This is a genomic window from Nocardiopsis sp. L17-MgMaSL7 (genome assembly GCF_003182025.1).
Classification (GTDB): domain Bacteria; phylum Actinomycetota; class Actinomycetes; order Streptosporangiales; family Streptosporangiaceae; genus Nocardiopsis; species Nocardiopsis prasina.
This window is the reverse complement of the sequence record NZ_QGTF01000008.1, coordinates 69,733-88,385: the sequence shown is the minus strand read 5'-3', so window position 1 is coordinate 88,385 and position 18,653 is coordinate 69,733. Positions and strand designations below refer to the sequence as shown.

The 18,653-nt window shown below is 71.9% G+C and carries 19 protein-coding genes; 8 read left to right on the top strand and 11 right to left on the bottom strand.

Annotation, left to right across the window (positions count from 1 at the left end; genetic code table 11):
• Positions 1-44: 44 nt before the first annotated feature.
• Together BDW27_RS15740 and BDW27_RS15735 are read right to left on the bottom strand one after the other, a co-directional pair.
• Positions 45-1,379 (bottom strand): alanine racemase, encoded by a 1,335-nt coding sequence (locus BDW27_RS15740; protein ID WP_110049915.1) that lies wholly within the window; start codon positions 1,377-1,379, stop codon positions 45-47.
• A 25-nt stretch (positions 1,380-1,404) separates the two neighbouring features.
• On the bottom strand, positions 1,405-2,673 hold the full coding sequence (locus BDW27_RS15735; RefSeq protein WP_110049914.1) for an amidohydrolase family protein: 1,269 nt from the start codon (positions 2,671-2,673) through the stop codon (positions 1,405-1,407).
• A 221-nt stretch (positions 2,674-2,894) separates the two neighbouring features.
• On the opposite strand from BDW27_RS15735, the gene BDW27_RS15730 reads away from it, so the two are divergent.
• The 4 genes from BDW27_RS15730 (at position 2,895) to BDW27_RS15715 (ending at position 7,327) form a co-directional block, all read left to right on the top strand.
• A complete protein-coding gene (locus BDW27_RS15730; RefSeq protein ID WP_199560677.1) occupies positions 2,895-3,782 on the top strand; it encodes a sugar kinase in 888 nt (295 codons plus the stop codon).
• 73 nt (positions 3,783-3,855) lie between these two features.
• Positions 3,856-4,602, top strand: a complete 747-nt coding sequence (locus tag BDW27_RS15725) for an IclR family transcriptional regulator (RefSeq protein WP_110049910.1) — start codon at positions 3,856-3,858, stop codon at positions 4,600-4,602.
• Positions 4,599-5,231 carry a bifunctional 4-hydroxy-2-oxoglutarate aldolase/2-dehydro-3-deoxy-phosphogluconate aldolase gene (locus tag BDW27_RS15720; protein WP_110049908.1) on the top strand — a complete coding sequence of 211 codons (633 nt, stop codon included), beginning with the start codon at positions 4,599-4,601 and terminating at the stop codon, positions 5,229-5,231. Before BDW27_RS15725 ends, BDW27_RS15720 begins: the two co-directional genes overlap by 4 nt.
• Before the next feature lie 59 nt (positions 5,232-5,290).
• Positions 5,291-7,327, top strand: coding sequence for a tetratricopeptide repeat protein (locus BDW27_RS15715; protein WP_110049907.1), 2,037 nt, complete (start codon positions 5,291-5,293; stop codon positions 7,325-7,327).
• On the opposite strand, the gene BDW27_RS15710 is transcribed toward BDW27_RS15715, so the two are convergent.
• The gene (locus BDW27_RS15710) at positions 7,324-8,319 is read right to left on the bottom strand and encodes a stage II sporulation protein M (protein ID WP_110049905.1); all 996 of its coding nucleotides are present in this window, start codon (positions 8,317-8,319) and stop codon (positions 7,324-7,326) included. The genes BDW27_RS15715 and BDW27_RS15710 overlap by 4 nt on opposite strands.
• A gap of 116 nt (positions 8,320-8,435) precedes the next feature.
• Here BDW27_RS15710 and BDW27_RS15705 point away from each other — a divergent pair, with 116 nt between their 5' ends.
• On the top strand, positions 8,436-9,263 hold the full coding sequence (locus BDW27_RS15705) for an RDD family protein (RefSeq protein ID WP_017542453.1): 828 nt from the start codon (positions 8,436-8,438) through the stop codon (positions 9,261-9,263).
• Here the strand turns inward: BDW27_RS15705 and ahcY (BDW27_RS15700) are convergent.
• Positions 9,239-10,501, bottom strand: a complete 1,263-nt coding sequence (gene ahcY / locus BDW27_RS15700; RefSeq protein ID WP_110049903.1) for an adenosylhomocysteinase — start codon at positions 10,499-10,501, stop codon at positions 9,239-9,241. The two genes, BDW27_RS15705 and ahcY (BDW27_RS15700), sit on opposite strands and share 25 nt — an antisense overlap.
• An 18-nt stretch (positions 10,502-10,519) precedes the next feature.
• Positions 10,520-11,956, bottom strand: a complete 1,437-nt coding sequence (gene ahcY / locus BDW27_RS15695; RefSeq protein WP_110049902.1) for an adenosylhomocysteinase — start codon at positions 11,954-11,956, stop codon at positions 10,520-10,522.
• Between the two features lie 129 nt (positions 11,957-12,085).
• Here ahcY (BDW27_RS15695) and BDW27_RS15690 point away from each other — a divergent pair, with 129 nt between their 5' ends.
• A complete protein-coding gene (locus BDW27_RS15690) occupies positions 12,086-12,532 on the top strand; it encodes a MerR family transcriptional regulator (RefSeq protein WP_017542450.1) in 447 nt (148 codons plus the stop codon).
• 83 nt (positions 12,533-12,615) lie between these two features.
• Positions 12,616-13,752, top strand: a complete 1,137-nt coding sequence (locus tag BDW27_RS15685; protein ID WP_110049900.1) for a hypothetical protein — start codon at positions 12,616-12,618, stop codon at positions 13,750-13,752.
• A gap of 21 nt (positions 13,753-13,773) precedes the next feature.
• Here the strand turns inward: BDW27_RS15685 and BDW27_RS15680 are convergent, their stop codons facing one another.
• The 4 genes from BDW27_RS15680 to BDW27_RS15665 form a co-directional block, all read right to left on the bottom strand.
• The gene (locus BDW27_RS15680) at positions 13,774-15,087 is read right to left on the bottom strand and encodes a serine/threonine-protein kinase (RefSeq protein ID WP_110049898.1); all 1,314 of its coding nucleotides are present in this window, start codon (positions 15,085-15,087) and stop codon (positions 13,774-13,776) included.
• A gap of 176 nt (positions 15,088-15,263) precedes the next feature.
• Positions 15,264-15,440 carry a Trm112 family protein gene (locus tag BDW27_RS15675; protein WP_017542448.1) on the bottom strand — a complete coding sequence of 59 codons (177 nt, stop codon included), beginning with the start codon at positions 15,438-15,440 and terminating at the stop codon, positions 15,264-15,266.
• Between the two features lie 38 nt (positions 15,441-15,478).
• Entirely contained in the window at positions 15,479-16,849 is a 1,371-nt protein-coding gene (locus BDW27_RS15670) for a phosphomannomutase/phosphoglucomutase (protein WP_110049896.1), read from the bottom strand.
• 89 nt (positions 16,850-16,938) lie between these two features.
• The gene (locus BDW27_RS15665; protein ID WP_017542446.1) at positions 16,939-17,340 is read right to left on the bottom strand and encodes a DUF3499 domain-containing protein; all 402 of its coding nucleotides are present in this window, start codon (positions 17,338-17,340) and stop codon (positions 16,939-16,941) included.
• Positions 17,341-17,536: 196 nt separating this feature from the next.
• Between BDW27_RS15665 and BDW27_RS15660 the strand changes: the two genes are divergently transcribed.
• The gene (locus BDW27_RS15660; RefSeq protein WP_026128887.1) at positions 17,537-17,932 is read left to right on the top strand and encodes a metallopeptidase family protein; all 396 of its coding nucleotides are present in this window, start codon (positions 17,537-17,539) and stop codon (positions 17,930-17,932) included.
• Here BDW27_RS15660 and BDW27_RS15655 read toward each other — a convergent pair whose 3' ends face one another.
• Both BDW27_RS15655 and BDW27_RS15650 read right to left on the bottom strand, forming a co-directional pair.
• Positions 17,933-18,343 carry an SRPBCC domain-containing protein gene (locus BDW27_RS15655; protein ID WP_110049894.1) on the bottom strand — a complete coding sequence of 137 codons (411 nt, stop codon included), beginning with the start codon at positions 18,341-18,343 and terminating at the stop codon, positions 17,933-17,935.
• Positions 18,344-18,440: 97 nt separating this feature from the next.
• Positions 18,441-18,650, bottom strand: coding sequence for a hypothetical protein (locus BDW27_RS15650; protein WP_040692952.1), 210 nt, complete (start codon positions 18,648-18,650; stop codon positions 18,441-18,443).
• Between the last annotated feature and the right edge of the window lie 3 nt (positions 18,651-18,653).

The window sequence follows — 18,653 nt, the reverse complement described above, 5'->3', positions numbered from 1 at the left end:
GGTCCTCCTTGGGTTGGGTGGTGCCGGTTTGGTGCCGGACCGGTTCAGAACAGTGTGCGCACGGCGTCCACGACCCGGCCTTCGCCGTCCAGGACGGGGATGAGCGGCCACTTGTCGAACACCGTGCAGGCGTGGGACAGGCCGAGCTCGACCACGTCACCGACGCGCAGAGCCTCCTCGGCGGGGCCGCTGAGGTCGAGGAACGCGTGGTGGTCGTTGAGCTCGACCACCCGTGCGCGGTCCGTGAGGGGAATGCGCTCCCCGTCGCGCAGGACCGCGCGGGGGACGGGCAGGTCGACGTCGAACGACACGTCCCGCTTGCCGACCCCCAGCAGCGCCCGGCCCGGTTCGGGCCGGGACAGGACCCGCGCGTGGCAGCTCAGCGCGGGGCGCAGGGGGTCGTCGTCGGCGGCGGACCGCAGCGGGGACGCCCGCTCCATGAACAGGTCGTCGTGGGCCAGGTAGCAGCCGGACCGCACGATCCTGCGGATCGGCCGCGAGAGCTCCGGGGGCTCGGCGAGGGCGTCGGAGACCAGGTCGGGGTAGCTGCTGCCACCCGCGGTGACGATCACCTCCACGGCGCCGTCGAACAGGCCCTCCGCGTCCGCCCGGCGGGCGAAGTCGTACAGGCGGTCCAGCCAGGCGCGCACGCGGTCCGGCGAGTCGTCGTCGCGGCGCTGCGGGAACACCCCCTCGAAGGCCTCGACGCCGACGAGGGTGAGCGCGGGGCTGGCCGCGACCGAACGGGCCAGACTCAGGGCCTGGCCCATGTCCCGGACGCCCGTGCGGCGCCCGGCCACCCCCAGCTCCACCAGGACCGGGAGCGGACGAGCGGCCCCGGCCAGGGCGTGTTCCATGAGGCGGACCCCTGCGGTGGAGTCCACCAGGCACAGCGGATCGAACCCGGGGTCGTCCAGGGCCTCGGCGAGCCACGCCAGCTGCTCCGGCTCCACGACCTCGTTGGCGATCAGGACCCGGGGCACTCCGAAACGGCGCATCACCCGTGCCTGGGCGACGGTGGCCGCGGTCAGGCCCCAGGCGCCCCGCTCCAGCTGCGCCGACCACAGTCCGGGGGCCATCGTGGTCTTGGCGTGCGGGGCGAGGTCGACGCCCCGCTCGGCGCACCAGCGGGCGAAGCGGTCGAGGTTGTGGGTGAGCGCGGCCTCGTCCAGGGTGACGGCGGGCAGCCAGAGGTCACTCAGATGCAGCTCGGCGGCGCGGACGCGCTCCACCGTGGTGGGGCTGTCCGGCAGGGACCGCGCCTCGACCGGCGCTCGGTCGAGTTCGGCCAGTCGCGCGGCGGGCAGCCCGCCGCCGGTGGCGGGGCCGGTCCGTGCGGGGCGGGGGTCCGCGGGTGGGGGTGGGGTGGTCTCGGTCAAGGTGCGCTCCCGTCGTGTCCGGCTCTCAGGTCCGGTCCGTGGCGGCTGGGCGGGGGAAGGGCTCGTCGAAGTCCTCGGGGCGGTCCAGGCGGCGGACCGCGGAGCGGACCTGCTCCTGGCGGTGTTCCTCGGCGCTCTGCTGGGCCTCGCTCAGGGGGACCCAGTCCGGCGGTGGTTCCGCGGCGCGCGGTGTGAGCAGGCGCCCGTCGGCGTAGGTCGCGGTGTTGGTCAGGCGCAGCGGGGCCTCGCGTGTGCCGCCGTGGACGTCGACGACCGGGAAGCGTCCCTCTTCGGCGTCGAACACGGCGATGTCGGCGGCCTCGCCCGCGCGCAGCGTCCCGGCGGGCAGGCCGAAGGTGTGCGCGGGGCGGTGGGTCACGGCGGCCACCACGTCGGTCAGGTCCATCCCTGCGGCCAGGGCCTTGCCCATGACCGTCGGCAGGTCGAACGCGGGGCCGTACACCGAGCGAATGTGGAGGTCGGTGGAGACGATCGGGACCAGCCCGGCTGCCAGCTCGGCTTCGAGCACGTCGAAGTCGAAGGCACCGGAGCCGTGGCCGAGGTCGAAGAGCACACCGGAGTCGCGCAGGCGCAGCAGGGTGTCGGAGGCGCGGCCGTTGACGAGCAGGTCGGTGGCGACGCCGGTGGCGCAGTGGGTGACGACGTCGCCCTCGGTGAGCAGGGGCGCGATGTCGGCGAGGTCGGGCGGACCGTAACCGATGTGCACCATGAGCGGACGCTCCAGGCGCCGTGCCAGGGCCACGGCCCTGCGGAGCGGCTCCAGCCCGTGCGTGCCCACGGTGTGGCTGTCCATGCGCGCCTTGACGCCGCAGACCAGGTCGCCGTGGCGCGCCGCAACGGCGGTCGCGGCGTCGACGTCGAGGTTCTCCAGGACGTGGTGCTCGCCGGTGCGGCCGACCAACCCGATCCCGGAGACGTTGACCAGGGCCTTCACACGGAAGGGCGCGGGCTCGACCACGGAGCGGCGCAGCCCCTCCAGGCCGTAGGCACCGGCGGAGCCCGCGTCGATCCAGGTCGTGACGCCGGTACGCCAGGCGATCGGTTCCGGGTCGACGCCCCAGTACGTGGAGCCGTGCAGCACGTGGGTGTGCGCGTCCACCAGGCCGGGAAGCACCAGCTTCCCCCGGACGTCCACGACCCTCGCGGCCCGTTCCGCCGGCAGGTCGGCTGCGACCTCGGCGATCCGTCCGCCGCGTACGGCGATGTCGGCCGTCGCGTCACGCCCGCAGGCCGGATCGACGACGCGGCCTCCGCGCAACAACAGGTCCCACACTCAAGCCACCTCCTTATGCTGCATCCTGCGCAACACTGTTGCGCAATAAACAACATATTGAATAGCATTTGCCGGTGACGCAGGTCAATACACCCCATGACGCCAGTCACCAGACGAACCGGAGGTCGTGAGTGAGCACGCAGCGACGGAACGAGGTACCACCGCCGCCCTCCCCCGCGAGCTCCCAGGACGCGCCCCTCCCCCCGCTCGACGCGGTGTGCGTGGGCGAGACGATGGGGCTGCTCGTCCCCGAACCGCACGGGAGCACCCCACCCCGCTTCCGCACCGAGGTCGGCGGCGCGGAGTCCAACGTCGCGGTCCACCTCGCCCGCGCCGGACGGGCCGTGGGCTGGCGCAGCGCCCTGGGCCGCGACGTGTTCGGACGGCACGTGCGCGAACGCCTGACCGGGGTCGGCGTGCGCTGCCTGGTCCGCGAGGACCGCGCGCGCTCCACCGGGCTCTACATGAAGGAACCCGGCCCCGATGGCACACGGGTGCGCTACTGGCGCGCGGGGTCGGCCGCCTCCACGCTGCACCGGGGTGACGCGGCCGAGGTCTGGCGGTGGCGGCCCCGCCTGGTGCACACGACGGGGATCACCGCCGCCCTGTCCGACACGGCCGAAGGCCTGGTCCACGAGCTGGTCGAGCAGGCTCCCCCCACCACGCTGCGCTGCTTCGACGTGAACTACCGCCCCGCGCTGCACGGCGAGGACAACGCCGGGCTGCTGCTGGACCTGGCCCGCCGCGCTGACGTGGTGTTCTGCGGTCTCGACGAGGCCCAGGCGCTGTGGGGGGTGCCGACCCTGCCCGAACTGGTCCGGCACCTGACCGGACCGGACACCGGCCCCGACATCCTCGTCGTCAAGCAGGGCGCACGGGGTGCCACCGCGGTCCGCGACGGACGGACCTGGTTCGAACCCGCTCCCAGGGTTGAGGTCGTCGAACCCGTCGGGGCCGGGGACGCCTTCGCCGCCGGGTTCCTCGACCGCCTGCTGGACGAGGCGCCCCTGCCCGACTGCCTGGCCGAAGGCGCCAGACTGGCCGGGGTGGTGCTCGGCCTCCCCGGCGACATCCCGCCTCCGCCGGAGGGGAGTCCCGCCACCCGGTGAGGGCCGTCAGGTCCGGAACCACCTCCGACCACACCAGGGGCCAGACCCCTGCCGACCAAGGGGAGAACCACCGGTGTCCAACAGTGTCGAACGAGCCCTGCGCATCCTCGTGGAGCTGGCCGAGGGCCCCAGCACCATCAGCGAGCTCGGCCGCCGCCTCGACGTGCACCGCACCACCTCGCTGCGCCTCCTGCGCTCCCTGGAGGAGGAACGGTTCGTGCGGCGCGCGGACGACGGCGCCTATCGGCTGGGGCCCCGGATGGCCGCCCTGGCGGCCGCCGCGCTGGACGGGCTCGACATCCGTGCCGGCGCCGCCCGGCACCTCGCCGCGCTGGGCGAGGCCTGCGGCCAGACCATCCACCTCGGCGTGCTCGAGGGCCACCAGGTGATGTACCTGGACAAGGTGGAGTCGCGCCAGGCGGTGCGGATGTACTCCCACATCGGCGCGCTGGCGCCGCTGCACGCCACCGGGATCGGCAAGGTCCTCCTCGCCTACATGTCCGCCGGAGAGCGCGACGCTCTGCTCGGGGCGGACCCCTACCCGCGCTTCACGCCGAACACCCTCACCGACAGGCAGGCGCTCGACGAGGCGCTCGACAGCACCGCTCGCCAGGGGTGGGCCCTGGACGACTTCGAGCACGAGGAGTTCATCCACTGCGTGTCCGCGCCCGTCTTCGACGCCGCCGGACGGGTGGCCGCGGCGATCTCCGTGTCCGCTCCGAGCATGGTCCTGGACCGGCCGGGGCTGCTCGCGTACACCGAGGACCTCACCTCCACGGCGAGGGCCATCAGCGAAGAACTGGGTTGGAGCCAACGATGACCACGAACGACGACGCCGGGAGGGGCTCGATCCCCCGCTGGGCCGACTTCTTCGGCGCGGGGCTCTCCCCCGTGCCCCTGGTCCTGATCCTTCGGGGGGTCGCCCCCGACGAGGCGGTCGCCGCCGCCCGGACCGCGTGGGGCGCCGGGGTGCGACTGGTGGAAGTCACCCAGGAGAGCCCCTCCGGGCTGCCCGCCCTGGAGGCGGTGGTCCGTGCGGCCGAGGGACGGCTCCCCGTGGGCGCCGGAACGGTGACCACCCCGGAACGGTTGCGTCGCGCGGTGGACGCGGGAGCGGAGTTCGGGGTGGCCCCGGGGCTCGACCCGGACACCGTCGCGGAGGCCGACCGTCTGGGCGTGCCCTTCCTCCCCGGGGTGTCCTCGCCCACCGAGGCGGGCCGCGCACTCCGGCTGGGCGTGACGACGGTGAAGGCCTTCCCGGCCAACGTGCTCGGCCCCGCGTGGGTGTCCGCGATGGCGGGCCCGTTCCCGGAGCTGCGGGTGGTGGCCACGGGCGGGGTCAACGCCCGCAACGCCGCCGAGTACCTGCGCGCGGGTGCGGTCGGCGTGGGTGTGGGCCGCTCCGCGACCGAGGGCGGCGCCCTGCCCGGGCTCCTCCGGACCCTCTAGCCCCCGGACGAGACACGTGCTGCTGCGCCAGGGGTCCCCCTTCGTGCAGTATGTGCCCCATGGCCCCTCCCCCCGAAGCCCGCAACCGCGCCGACGGACCCGTGTACGGGCACCTGGTCCAGGCCCGGGACATCCACGGTGGCGTCACCGTGAACGCCGCCCCGGCGGCCGCCCCGGTGCCCGACGTCTCCCTCGACCCCCCGCGCCCCGCCACGGCCGTACGCGGGCGCCACGACCTGCTGACGACCCTGCGCGAGGGCATGCACGGCGGGGACGCGGTTCCGCACGTGCTCACCGGGCCCGGCGGGTTCGGCAAGACCACCGTGGCGGCCGCCCTCGCCGAGCACGCCCGCACGGAGGGGTGGACGGTGTTCTGGGTGCGCCCGGACACGATCCTGCCGAGCATGCTGGAGGTCGCCGTGGAACTCGGCGGCACCCGTGAGGAGGCCGACCGGTTCAGGACGGCTCCCCGCCAGGCCGCGCGCTGGGTCTGGCGACACCTGGACGCCTCTCCGCGTCCCTGGCTGTTGGTGATCGACAACGCCGACCAGCCGGAGCTGTTGGACCCGGAGAACCGCCCGGGCGAGCAGCGCGGCTGGATGCGGTCCAGCCCGGGCGGGTTCGTCCTGGTCACCAGCCGAGTGGACGACCCCGCGCTGTGGGCGCCCGCGACGGTGCACCGAGTCGGCTCCCTCCAAGGTCGGGACGCGGTGAACGCGCTCGTCGACCACGCGGGAGAGCGGGAACTGCCCGGAGCGGAGGAGCTGGCCGCGCGCCTCGGCGGGGTTCCGCTCGCCCTCTTCCTGGCGGGGCGCATCCTCGCCACCCACGGGGTCCTCTTCCCCGACCCGAACTCCCTGCTGGCGCACCTGGACGAGGACCTCGCTCGGCTCGACGAACTCTCCGCACCACTGGTGACCGGTGAGGACGGTGAACGCCGCCTGCTCTCCGGCGTGTGGGAGCTGTCCCTGCGCATGGTGGGTGAACGCGACCCGCACGCCGAGGCCGTGCTGCGGGCCCTGGCTCTGCTCGGCCCGCGCGGTCGGACCGTGCCGCTGCGCAGGCTGCCGCTCTCCGGGCTGCTCGGCCACGTCCTGGCCCCCTCAGAGGAGCCCTTGGACGAGGCGGCCTTCGCCCGAACGGTGAACGCCCTGGTGGTCCACGGGCTGGTCGAGGTCGACCAACGCCACGAAGAGGTCGGGCTGCGACTGCACCCGCTGGTCTCGGAGACGGTCCGTGCGCGACTCGGCGCGGACGACACGCGCCTGGTCGTCGGGGTCGCGGAACTCCTCGCCGGTCAGGTCGACGAGGACCCGTGGTTCGAGCTGGGTGCCTTCGCCGCGCTCAACGCCCTGGCCTCCCGCGTGTCGGTCCTCGGTCCCGCCTTCCTGGCGGAGACGGGCCTCGCGGAGGCCACCGCCCACATCCAGCTGGGGCAGTTCGCGGAGGCGGAGGGCGTCGCGGGCGCCGCTCGGCGCACCGCTGAGGAGGCGCTCGGTCCCGATCACCCCCTCACCCTCCAGGCCCGGCACCTGATCGCCGAGGGGCTGCTCTTCCAGGAGCACGTCTCCGAGGCGGAGCGAGAGTACTCGGCCCTGTTGGAGGACCGAAGGAGGGCCCTGGGCGCAGAACACCCCCGGACTCTGGACACCCGACACCAGATCGCCCTGGTGGCCGGGATGCGGGACGACTGGGCCTCCGCCCGGGAACAGCACGAGGAGATCCTCCGGACGAGGCTGCGGATCCAGGGCCCGGAGGCCGTCGAGACGCTGGCCTCGATGGACGCCCTGGGCTACGCCGCGATGCACGAGGGCGACCTCAGTGCGGCGGAGGAGCTGTTCCGGGAGGTCGAGCGGACCCGCGAGCGCCTTCTGGGCCGCGAGCACCGGCTCACCATGAACGCCACCTACAAGCTCGGCCTGCTCGCGCTGCGCCGTGGTCGGCCCTCCGTCGCCCGGACGCACTTCCTCTCGGTCCTGGAGACCCGCCGCCGGGTCCTGGGGGAGGACCACCCCCAGACCCAGCTGGTCCGTGAACGGCTGGACGGGGTACCCCGTCCGGAACCACGGAACGCGGGAAACTCCGCCTCCGGCTAGCCCGCCACCGGGAGGGCGGCCGGGGCGTCCTCGATGTCGCCGGACACGCCCTCTTGGTAGGCCCTCTTGCCCACCGTGAACACGTAGACGAAGAACAGGACCTCCGCGACCACACCGATGCCGATGGCGATCCACGTGTTGGTGATCCACCCGGTGACCAGGCCCTCGATCAACCCCGAGATGAACAGCACCACCACCAGGCCCAGGACCACCGCGATGGCCGCGCGGGCCTCCTCGCCGAGGGCCCGCAGACGGGTCCGCTCACCCGGGGAGATCAGCGACCAGCCGATCTTCAGGCCCACCCCGCCGGCGACGAACACGGCCGTCATCTCCAACAGGCCGTGCGGGAGGATCAGCGCGAAGAACACGTCGCCGCGCCCCATCGCGAACATCATGCCCCCGGCCATCCCGAGGTTGACGGCGTTGAGGAACAGCACACCGATGGTGGGCAGGCCGAAGGCGACTCCGAAGATGATCGCCTGCGCCGCCACCCAGGCGTTGTTGGTCCACACCTGGGCCGCGAAGGAACCCGCCGGGTTCTCCACGTAGTAGTTGGCGAAGTCGTGCTCGACGTAGCGCGCGATGGACTCGGGGGTGCCCAGGGCCGCCAGGACCTCCGGGTTGGTGGCGATCCACACCCCGGTGACCGTCGCCACGGCGAGGGTTCCGGCGGTCACACCGATCCACCACCAGCGCAGCCGGTAGAGCACGGCCGGGAACACCCGGGTGAAGAACCCGGTGACGTCGGTCCACGAGGACGCGTGCGAACCGGTGACCGCGGACCGGGCCCGGGCCACCTGCGAGGTCAGCCGACCGGCCAGTTCCGGGTCGTGCCCGGAGGAGCGCACCACCGACAGGTGGGTCGACACCCTCTGGTAGAGCTCGACGAGTTCGTCGATCTCCTCACCTGTGAGCGAACGGCGCCGACGCACCAGTTCGTCCAGTCGTTCCCACTCCTGGGCGTGCGCGGCGGCGAACACGTCGATATCCACGTAAGGGACATTACTGGATTCGGTCACCGCCTCCGAGACGGGTGAGAACACGGCCGCGCGCTGGCGGGTAGTGTCAGGGAGACGGTTTCAGACACCCGGTAAGGGAGCGTGCACTGGTGTCCTATCCCGGTGGTGGCGAGACCCGTGACAACGTGTACGGCGTGACGCCGCTGGTCACGGGTGACGCGGTGGTGCTCGAACTGCGCCCCGCCGGGTTCGCCACGCGCGCGGCGGCGATCGCCATCGACTTCCTCGTGCAGGTCATCACACTGATCGCCCTGAGCCTGATCGTCAACTGGGTCGCGGTGAGCGTCGACTTCGCCGCGACCAGCGCGCTCTCGCTGGCCTCGACCATCCTCGTCATCGTCGGCTACCCCACCGCGTTCGAGTCGATCTCACGCGGTCGCTCCCTGGGCAAGATGGCCCTGGGACTGCGGGTGGTGGGCACCGACGGCTCCCCCGAACGCTTCCGGCAGGCCCTGGCCCGTGCGCTCTCCGGGTTCGTCGAACTGTGGATGACCATGGGTGTGATCGCCCTGATCACCTCGATGCTCAACCGGGACGGCCGCAGGGTCGGCGACTTCGTGGCCGGGACCATGGTGGTGGAGGAGCGCACCGGCGGCCGCCGCGACGTGGCCATCCCCATGCCGCCGCACCTGGCCGCCTGGGCCGCGACCACCGAACTGTCGCGCCTGTCCCCGGAGACCGCCAACGCCGCGCGCCAGTACGTCCTGCGCTACGCCGAACTGGCCGAGCACACCCGCCACGAGATGGGCATCCAGCTCGCCGACTCGGTTGCCTCGCAGATCAGCCCGCTCCCACCACTGGGCACCACCCCGCCGTACTTCCTCGCCGCCGTGCTGGCCGAGCGCCGTCGGCGCAGCCTGGAAGCCATGAACCCCGGCCAGGCCGGGCGGGGTCAGGGGCGCCAGGAACTGAGGTAGGCCTCCTGGTCGGGGGTGAGGACGTCGATGCCCACCCCCAGGGCGGCGAGTTCCAGACGCGCCACCTCGTTGTCGGTCTCCTCCGGCACCTCCACCACTCCGGGGGCGAGGGTGGCGTGCTCCCTGGCCAGCCACTCGGTGGTGAGCGCCTGAACGGCGAACGACATGTCCATGACGGCGGCAGGGTGGCCCTCGGCGGCGCCCAGGTTGACCAGCCTCCCCTCGGAGAGCAGCAGGAGCCTGCGGCCGTCGGCGAACTCGTACTCGTCGGCCTGCTCGCGCACGCCGCGGTCCACGGTGACGGACAGCGACTCCAGCGCGTTGAGGTCGATCTCCAGGTCGAAGTGGCCCGAGTTGGCCAGGATCGCCCCGTCGCGCATCACCTCCAGGTGTTCACGGCGGATCACGTCGCGGTTCCCGGTGGCGGTGACGAACACGTCCCCGACCGGGGCGGCCGTCTCCATGGTGGCGACCGTGTACCCCTGCATCACGGCGTCCAGCGCCTTGACCGGGTCCACCTCGGTGACGACCACGTTGGAGCCCATGCCCCGGAACCTCTCGGCCAGGCCCCGCCCGCAGTAGCCGAACCCGGCCACGACGACGGTCCGCCCGGCCAGGAGCGTGTTGGTGGCGCGCAGGACCCCGTCCACGGTCGACTGCCCGGTGCCGTACCGGTTGTCGAACATCCGCTTGGTGCGGGTGTCGTTGACCGCGACCATCGGCAGCCGGAGTTCGCCCTCCGCGCTCATCCTGCGCAGCCGGATCACGCCGGTGGTGGTCTGCTCGCAACCGCCGAGGACCCCCTCCAGCAGCTCGGGACGGCCCACGTGCGCGGTGTTGACCAGGTCGCAGCCGTCGTCCAGCAGCAGGTGCGGCCGGGACTCCAGGACGGTGACCAGGTTGCGGTCGTAGGCGGCGGTGTCCATGCCCGCCCACGCGTGCACGGCGACCCCGTACTCAGCGACCAGGGCGGCAGCGGTGTCGTCCTGCGTGGACAGCGGGTTGGAGGCGGCCAGCCACACCTGTGCCCCGCCCGCGCGCAGGACGCGGAGCAGGTTGGCGGTCTCGGCGGTGACGTGCAGGCAGGCGGCCACCCGGAGCCCGTCGAGCGGACGTTCCTCGGCGAACCGGGCGCGGACGCTGCGCAGGACCGGCATGGAGCGTTCGGCCCACGCCACACGGCGGACCCCGGCCTTCGCGAGGCCGAGGTCCGCCACCTCGTGTGAGGGAGGAGTCATCTGTGGAACGACTCGCCCCTAGTAGCGGTAGTGGTTGGGCTTGAACGGCCCGGCCACGTCCACGCCGATGTAGGCGGCCTGCTCCTTGGTGAGCTCGGTCAGCTTGACGCCGAGCGCGTCCAGGTGCAGACGGGCGACCTTCTCGTCGAGGATCTTCGGCAGCGTGTACACGTCGGTCGGGTACTCGTCGGGCTTGGTGAACAGCTCGATCTGCGCGATGACCTGGTTGGTGAAGCTGTTGGACATCACGAAGCTGGGGTGCCCGGTGGCGTTGCCCAGGTTCAGCAGACGGCCCTCGGAGAGCACCAGGACGGACTTGCCGTTCTCCTGGGTCCACTCGTGGACCTGCGGCTTGATCTCCTTCTTGGTGATCCCGGGGACCTTCGCCAGGCCGGCCATGTCGATCTCGTTGTCGAAGTGGCCGACGTTGCCGACGATCGCCTGGTGCTTCATGCGCAGGATCTGGTCGGCCATGATCACGTTGAAGTTGCCGGTGGTGGTGACGAAGATGTCACCGACCTCCAGCACGTCCTCCAGCGTGGTGACCTGGAACCCGTCCATGGCCGCCTGGAGGGCGTTGATCGGGTCGATCTCGGTGACGATGACGCGGGCGCCCTGCCCGCGCAGCGCCTCGGCCGATCCCTTGCCGACGTCGCCGTAACCGCAGATCACGGCGACCTTGCCGCCGATGAGGACGTCGGTGGCGCGCATGATGCCGTCCGGCAGCGAGTGGCGAATGCCGTACTTGTTGTCGAACTTGCTCTTGGTGACGGAGTCGTTGACGTTGATCGCCGGGAAGGACAGGCTGCCGTCACGCTGCATCTCGTAGAGGCGGAGCACACCGGTGGTGGTCTCCTCCGTGACGCCCTTGATGTCCTTGGCGATGGTGGTCCACTTGGTGGAGTCCTTCTTGAGGCTCTCCTGGAGGAGGGTCAGGACGACCTCGAACTCCTCGCTGTCAGCCGTCGAGGGGTCCGGGACGGCGCCGGCCTTCTCGAACTCGGCGCCCTTGTGGACGAGCATGGTGGCGTCGCCGCCGTCGTCCAGGATCATGTTGGGGCCCTCGGCGCCGGGCCAGGTGAGGGCCTGCTCGGTGCACCACCAGTACTCCTCCAGCGTCTCGCCCTTCCAGGCGAAGACGGGGACGCCCTTGGGGTCGTCGACGGTGCCGTCGGGGCCGACCACCACGGCGGCGGCGGCGTGGTCCTGGGTGGAGAAGATGTTGCAGGAGACCCAGCGGACCTCGGCGCCCAGGGCGATGAGCGTCTCGATGAGGACGGCGGTCTGCACCGTCATGTGCAGGGAGCCCATGATGCGGGCGCCCGTGAGGGGCTTGCTGTCGCCGAACTCGGCGCGGGTGGCCATGAGGCCGGGCATCTCGTGCTCGGCGAGACGGATCTCGTCGCGGCCGAACTCGGCCAGGGAGAGATCGGCGACCTTGAAGTCGAAAGCCATGCGTTCCTCACTCGTCAAGTCATGGTTGCCACCCGATTCTAGGCCCGCGACCACCCTCCGCACACAAACCTCACACAGAGATGTCAGAATTGCGCGATGTGGCTCCGGTGTTGGGTTAGGGTCACCTCCATGGCCGCCCTCGACGACGACCCCACAGCGCACGGACCGCAGGACGCACCGGTCCCCATCTCCGCGGCAGCCGAACGGGTCGGCAGCACCGCCCGCATGCTGCGCTACCGAGAGGGTCTCGGCCTGCTCCCCCGCACCCAGGAACAGCCCACCGGGCGGGGACACCGACACCGCCGGTTCACGGACGACGACCTGCGCACGATCGCGGGTGGGCTGGAACTGGAACGCGAGTTCGACATCCCTCCCGCCGCGCTCGCCTTCGCGCTGCGGGTCCTGGCCGAACCCGAGGTGCTGGCCCGGGTGCGCGCGCACGGCGAACGCCTGGGCAGGCTGGCCGCCGCCCCCACCCGCGCCCTGGACTTCGAGAAGGAGAAGGCCATGCGCCTGCTGCACTCCCGACGGCCCACGCCCACCGGTACCGGGACGCGCGACAACAACTCCGGTTGACCCGGGACCACGGCCGTCACTGGACACCCGCACCTGGCGTTCGGCATGTTTTGGCAAAGAGTCCACGGGCTACGGATGACACCGTGGACAGCCAACTCGGCGACACGGCCTGGGAGACACTCCCCGAGCGCGTGCGCGAAGACCTCAGGGACGTCGACCTCCTCCGGAACGTCTGGGCCAACTGGCGCCAGGACCGGCCCCACCGGCAACACGGGGCCGCGCGACGGGAACTGACGCGGGACCGCGTCCGGGAGTGGGGCGGCGGACCCGACCTCACCGACCTGCTCCTCCATGGCGAGCCCGGGTCCGGAGAACCCATCACCGGGCCCCACGTCGCCGCCCTTGCCGGGCGGGTGGCCGAACTCCCCGCCGGAGAGGAGCGCCGGGGCAACGCGCACGAGGGCCCTCCGTTGCGCCCGCTCCGGACCGCGCTGTCCACCGAACACACGCTCCGTCTGGCCCGTGCCGCGGCCGTCCCCGCCCACCCTGTGGTGCGGGCCGCGCACACCTACGCCGAGTGCGTGCGGGTGGCGGCCGAGGCCTCCGGGGAGGAGCCGGACGGCGGCGGGGCGACCTGGGCCCTGCCCTGGGTGCTGGCCTCGCGGGTCCTCCAGCGGGCCGACCTGCCCCCGCTGCTCCTGGACCCCGGCACCCCTCCGCCCGCCCCGGTGGACAAGCGCGACCCCGAGGATGAGCTCGCGCCCCTGGTCTCCCACGTGGCGCGGCTGGTCACCGGGGCCCTGCGCGACGAACTCGCGTGGGATCCGGAGACGGTGGCCCCGACGGGTCGGCCCGTCCCCCCGCTGACCGCCGTGACGCGCCGCCGGGTCCTGGACCACGTGCGGTCCCGGCGCGGCTCGGTCGCGCTCCTGCTGAGCGCCCTGGACCCGGCGGCGACCGCGACGGTGACCTCGGGCGACGGCGGCCGGGGCGGGACCGCCGCGCACTGGTGGACCTGCCTGGAACTGGTCGCGGACGGGGCTTCGATGGCCCTGTACGTGGTGGTGCGGGACGTCGGCAGCCCGCCCTCGGGGGTGCTGGCTGTGACGGCGAACGCGCGCCTGGTCACCCCTGCGGGGGTTCGGCGGGCGCTGGAGATGTCCCGGAGCGAGAGCGTCACCGTGCTGCCCACGGACTGCGTGGACGACCGCTGGCCGCAGGTGCGGGACCTCGTGGACGAGGCGGTGTCGCGCGCCGTCGACGAGCTCACCCGGGGTTGAGCTCGGAGTAGGACCCTGTCGTCAGCCGCTGAGGCCCAGGATCAGCAGGATCAGCAACAGGATGATGATGGTGACCAGCACCGCCGGGATCACCCAGCCCTGCTGGAGGATCGAGTCCTGCTGGCTCGGCTGCTGGTGCGGCTGCTGGCGCTGCGTGTAGGTCTGGTTCGGGTTGGCCGCCCCGGTCATCATCGGGTTGGCGCCCTGCTGCACGGCGTGCGGCTGGTGGTGCGGCCCCGGCACGCCCGGCCTCGGGTTGGACATGCCCGGGTGTGCCGCGAACCCACCCTGCCTCGGGTCCGAGCTCATCGGGTGGCCGACCTGCCCCGGGCGGGGGTTGGAGGTCCCCGGGTGCGCGCCGAACGGGCGCGGGTCGGACACGCCGGGCGGGTGACCCATGCCCGGTTGTCCGCCGGTCTGCGGGTACTGCACGGGCGGCAGCTGGTTGCCGTTGAGCATTCCGGTCTGGGCCACCCGTTCGCCTTGCTGGAGGGCGTCGTCTGCGCTGTTCGAGGGGTGGGCCGGAGCGTCGTGGCCGAGCAGCCGCATGAGCAGGGTCTGGGCGTTCGGGCGGCGGTTCGGGTCCTTGTCGAGGCAGGACTCCACGATCGGCCGCAGCGCCTCGTCGACCCCGTCCAGGTCCGGCGGAGCGCTCACCACGCGGTGCACGACCGCCGGGACGGTGTCGGATCCGAACGGCGCGCGCCCGGTCGAGGAGAACGCGATCACACAGCCCCAGGCGAAGATGTCGCACTTGTCGGTGATCCCGCGGCCCTCGATCTGTTCCGGCGCCATGTAGGAGGGCGTACCGACGATCGAGTTGGTCATCGTGGCGGTGCCGTCGTCGACCCGGGCGATACCGAAGTCGATCACCCGCGGCCCGTCCGGGCCCAGCAGCACGTTCCCGGGCTTGAAGTCGCGGTGGACGATCCCCGCCTTGTGGATGGCCACGAGCGCCGTCGCGGTGGAGACGGCCAGGCGCTGGAGCGCGGCGCCGCGCACCGCCTTGCCCTTGGCCACCGTCTCCTGGAGGTCCTTGCCCGGCACGAACTCGCTGACCACGTAGGGCGGTTCGCTGTCGAGCTGGGCGTCGATGATCGCCGCCGTGCAGAAGGACGCGACCCGCTGGGCGGCCCGCACCTCCTTCTCGAACCGCTTGCGCAGGTCGGCGTCGGCGGACCACTGGTCGTTGAGGACCTTGACCGCGTACTCGTCGCCGTTGCCGTCCTCGGCGAGGTAGACGACCCCCTGGCCGCCCTTCCCGAGACGTCCGGTCACGCTGTAGGCGCCGAACGAAGAGGGGTCGCTCGGCAGTAGCGACTCGGGACCGGGCATCGATGTCCTCCGGAGGTGGGCTGAGCGGGGGCGCAGCATCAGGTTAACGGGCACGGGACGCCGGGCGGGGCCGCGGTCAGCCGCGGCCCCGACGGTGTCCCCTCACCCGGGCGTACCGGATATGACTACCGAAACGCCGGGATCGTTCCGTCGCCCACCCAACCTTTTCCCGCCGTTCAGGAGAGCGTGCGCGCCTCGTCCACCAGCAGGACCGGGATCCCGTCGCGGATGGGGTAGGCCAGGCCGCTCTCGTCGCAGACCAGTTCGTCGGTCTCCGGGTCGTGGCGGAGCGGGGCCTGGCTCTTCGGGCAGGCCAGGATCTCCAGCAGCCAGCCGTCGATCTTCGTGCTCATGGTTCTCGTTCCTCGTGTGGTGGCCGTGTCGGCGCGGGCTAGTTGCGGACGAGGGCCAGGACCTCGTCGCGCAGGCGCGTCACGGCGGAGTCGTCAGGGGCCTCGACGTTGAGTCGCAGCAGCGGCTCGGTGTTGGAGGCGCGCAGGTTGAACCACGCGCCGTCCGGCAGGGTGACGCTGAGGCCGTCGAGCTCGTCGACGGTCACCCCGTCCCTGCCCACGAACGCCGCGCGCACCGCGGCCATGCGACCAGCGGCATCGGCGACCCTGGAGTTGACCTCTCCCGAGGCCGCGTACCGGGAGTACTCCTGCGTGATCCGCGAGAGCGGACGCTCGTCCGCGCCCAGGACACGCAGGACGTGCATGGCCGCGAGCATACCCGTGTCGGCCTTCCAGAAGTCCCGGAAGTAGTAGTGGGCGGAGTGCTCCCCGCCGAAGATCGCACCGGTCTCGGCCATGGTCGCCTTGATGAAGGAGTGGCCGACCCGGGTGCGGACGGGCTTGCCGCCGCGCTCGGTGACGATCTCGGGGACCGCCGCCGAGGTGATGAGGTTGTGGATGATGGTGCCGCCGGGCTCGCGCTTGAGCTCCTGGGAGGCGACCAGCGCGGTGACCGCGGACGGGGAGACGGGTTCGCCGCGCTCGTCGATCACGAAGCAGCGGTCGGCGTCGCCGTCGAAGGCCAGGCCGAGGTCGGCACCGGTCTCACGGACCCTGGCCTGGAGGTCCACCAGGTTGTCCGGGTCCAGCGGGTTGGCCGGGTGGTTGGGGAAGGTGCCGTCCAGTTCGAAGAACAGGGGGACGACCTCCAACGGCAGGCCCTGTTCCAGGACGGCCGGGACGGTCAGGCCCCCCATGCCGTTGCCCGCGTCCACGACGACCTTGAGCGGGCGGGAACCGGAGAGGTCGACGAGCTCGCGCAGGTAGTCGGCGTACCCGGGAAGCAGATCCCGCTCGGTGACGGTGCCCTTCGGCCCCTCGTGGGCGTCCGGGTCCTTCGCGCCGGACAGGAAGTCCTCGGCGAGCCCGCGCACGTCGGCCAGGCCGGTCTCGGCGCTGATCGGCGCGGCCCCGGCGCGGCACATCTTGATGCCGTTGTACTCGGCCGGGTTGTGGCTGGCGGTGAACATGGCGCCGGGCAGGTCCAGGGAGCCGGAACCGTAGTACAGGAGGTCGGTGGAGCCGAGCCCGGCGAAGACCACGTCCACGCCCTGGGAGGTGACGCCGTCCGCGAAGGCCCGGGCGAGTTCGGGCGAGGACGGGCGCATGTCGTGGGAGACCACGACCGCGGGTCCGCCGGCCACCCGGGCGAAGGCGGCACCGATCGCATGGGCGATGTCGGAGTTGAAGGTGTCCGGAATCACACCGCGTACGTCGTATGCCTTGAAGATGCTTCCGAGGTCAGCCACGTCTGCTCCGGCCAGGTCGATCCTGCGACGAATTCGGTCCAGCGCCCCGTTGTTCGAGCGCCGTACAAAACTAGCAAGAGCGGACCGGGTCAGCCGTTCGGGTGGTGTGGCGGGCGTTGCTCGCCCCGGTCGGACTTGACCACGCGCAGGTGACCCCGGCGCAACGTCTCGTGCCCCTCCCCCACGGGCTCACCGGGGGACGGCTCTTGGCGCGCGGGCGGCCGCGCCGCCTCACGTACGGCGTCGGCCAGGGCCTCCAGGTCGTCACTGCCGGGACCTCCTCCCGACGTCTCGACCGGAAGCCGAACGACCTCCCAGCCACGCGGCGCGGTCAACCGTTCGGCGTGGATCGCACACAGGTCGTAACAGTGCGGTTCCACGTAGGCGGCGAGCGGACCGAGGACGGCGGTGGAGTCGGCGTAGACGTACGTGAGCGTGAATACGGCGGGCTGCCTGCACGCGGTGCGGGAACAGCGTCGAACATGGCTCACAGCGTTTGACTGTATGCCTTTACCGAGGGACACGCCAGCATCGTCCCATGACCTGCACAGTTTTTGGGCGACTGTTCTTGACCCGGTGGGTCGGCGTCCCGATTCTTCCCAGGCGCCGGGACTTCGCGCAGCGCCCGTGATGGCTTAGTCTCGAAGTGTGCGACGAGTGCGCCTTTCCAGTGGCCAACCAGACAGAGTGCGGCGCCGGGACCGCCGGGGTCGAGGCATCCGCGGTCCTCTCGTGCCGTCTGACCTGCCCGTCTCCCGGAGCCGAGCGCAGGCCTTCGACGATCTCGTCCTCGACGCCGTCGAACGCCTGGAACGCCTGTGGGCGCGTGAGCTGGCGAACGTCGACTTCCTCGTGGAGGACGTTCCCCCGGTTCCGCTCCACGGCGACCTCGCCGAGGCGATCCCCTTCTCCCGCCTGGAGAGCGACCCCGCCGGCCGGGCCCGGATCATCGTCTACCGGCGTCCCGTGGAGATCCGGACCAAGGACCCCGAGGAACTGGCCCTCCTGGTCCACGAGGCCGTCGTGGAGGAAGTGGCCAACCTCCTCGGAGTCGAACCCGAGTCCGTCGACCCGGAGAACTGATCACCTCAGGGAGTTCTCCAGCTCGTTCAGGCAGGCGCGCCACCCCACCGTGGTGCGCTCCGCCCACTCCCTGCCCGTGAACGTGTGAGCCAGCACCAGTCGGCCGTCACCCTCCAGGGTGAGGCGCAGCTGGTGCTCTCCCGTCTCCGGATCGAACTCCCGGAAGCCGAACACCCGCAGCGGTTCGACCTCCGTGACCACGGCCGTCGTCTCCCCGCCCTCCTCGTCCCGGAAGGCGATCTCCCCGCCGACCCTCAGGTCCAGTCGCTCGACCGCCATCGGGTACCAACGGCTGAGCCCTTCGGGCTCTGTGATGGCCCGCCACACCGCCTCCGACGGGTACCCCAGGTTCCGTTCCACCGTCAGCGTCCACCGGTCGTCACCCAGCGACACCAGGTCCATCTCCACCATGACTCCCCCTCCAGCCGATCCCTCTCCCCTCACTACCCACATCCACCCCACCAGCCCCCGCCCCACGAGCCGGTGGGGGTTGCCTGCGGGCGGCTGCCTACCAGCCACTCCACGGCCAGGGGACCAGACCACCGACGTTCCTCTGGATGGTGAGCAGGCCTTCGAGGAAGGCCGTCAGCAGCATCACGAGGTTGCCCTCCCGCCACCACCAGACCAGCGCGCCCACGCCGACGAGCACGAGCAGGACGTGCAGGACCGTCCACGAGTTGCGGAACGTCCGGTAGACCAGCGGGATACCGTCCCTCATGCC

Coding starts and splice junctions, on each gene's coding strand:
- BDW27_RS15655 (WP_110049894.1), bottom strand. CDS start 18,343: ATGGTGGAGATGGACCTGGTGTCGCTGGGTGACGACCGGTGGACGCTG.
- BDW27_RS15720 (WP_110049908.1), top strand. CDS start 4,599: ATGACCACGAACGACGACGCCGGGAGGGGCTCGATCCCCCGCTGGGCC.
- BDW27_RS15715 (WP_110049907.1), top strand. CDS start 5,291: ATGGCCCCTCCCCCCGAAGCCCGCAACCGCGCCGACGGACCCGTGTAC.
- BDW27_RS15650 (WP_040692952.1), bottom strand. CDS start 18,650: ATGAGGGACGGTATCCCGCTGGTCTACCGGACGTTCCGCAACTCGTGG.
- ahcY (WP_110049902.1), bottom strand. CDS start 11,956: ATGGCTTTCGACTTCAAGGTCGCCGATCTCTCCCTGGCCGAGTTCGGC.
- BDW27_RS15690 (WP_017542450.1), top strand. CDS start 12,086: ATGGCCGCCCTCGACGACGACCCCACAGCGCACGGACCGCAGGACGCA.
- BDW27_RS15675 (WP_017542448.1), bottom strand. CDS start 15,440: ATGAGCACGAAGATCGACGGCTGGCTGCTGGAGATCCTGGCCTGCCCG.
- ahcY (WP_110049903.1), bottom strand. CDS start 10,501: ATGACTCCTCCCTCACACGAGGTGGCGGACCTCGGCCTCGCGAAGGCC.
- BDW27_RS15680 (WP_110049898.1), bottom strand. CDS start 15,087: ATGCCCGGTCCCGAGTCGCTACTGCCGAGCGACCCCTCTTCGTTCGGC.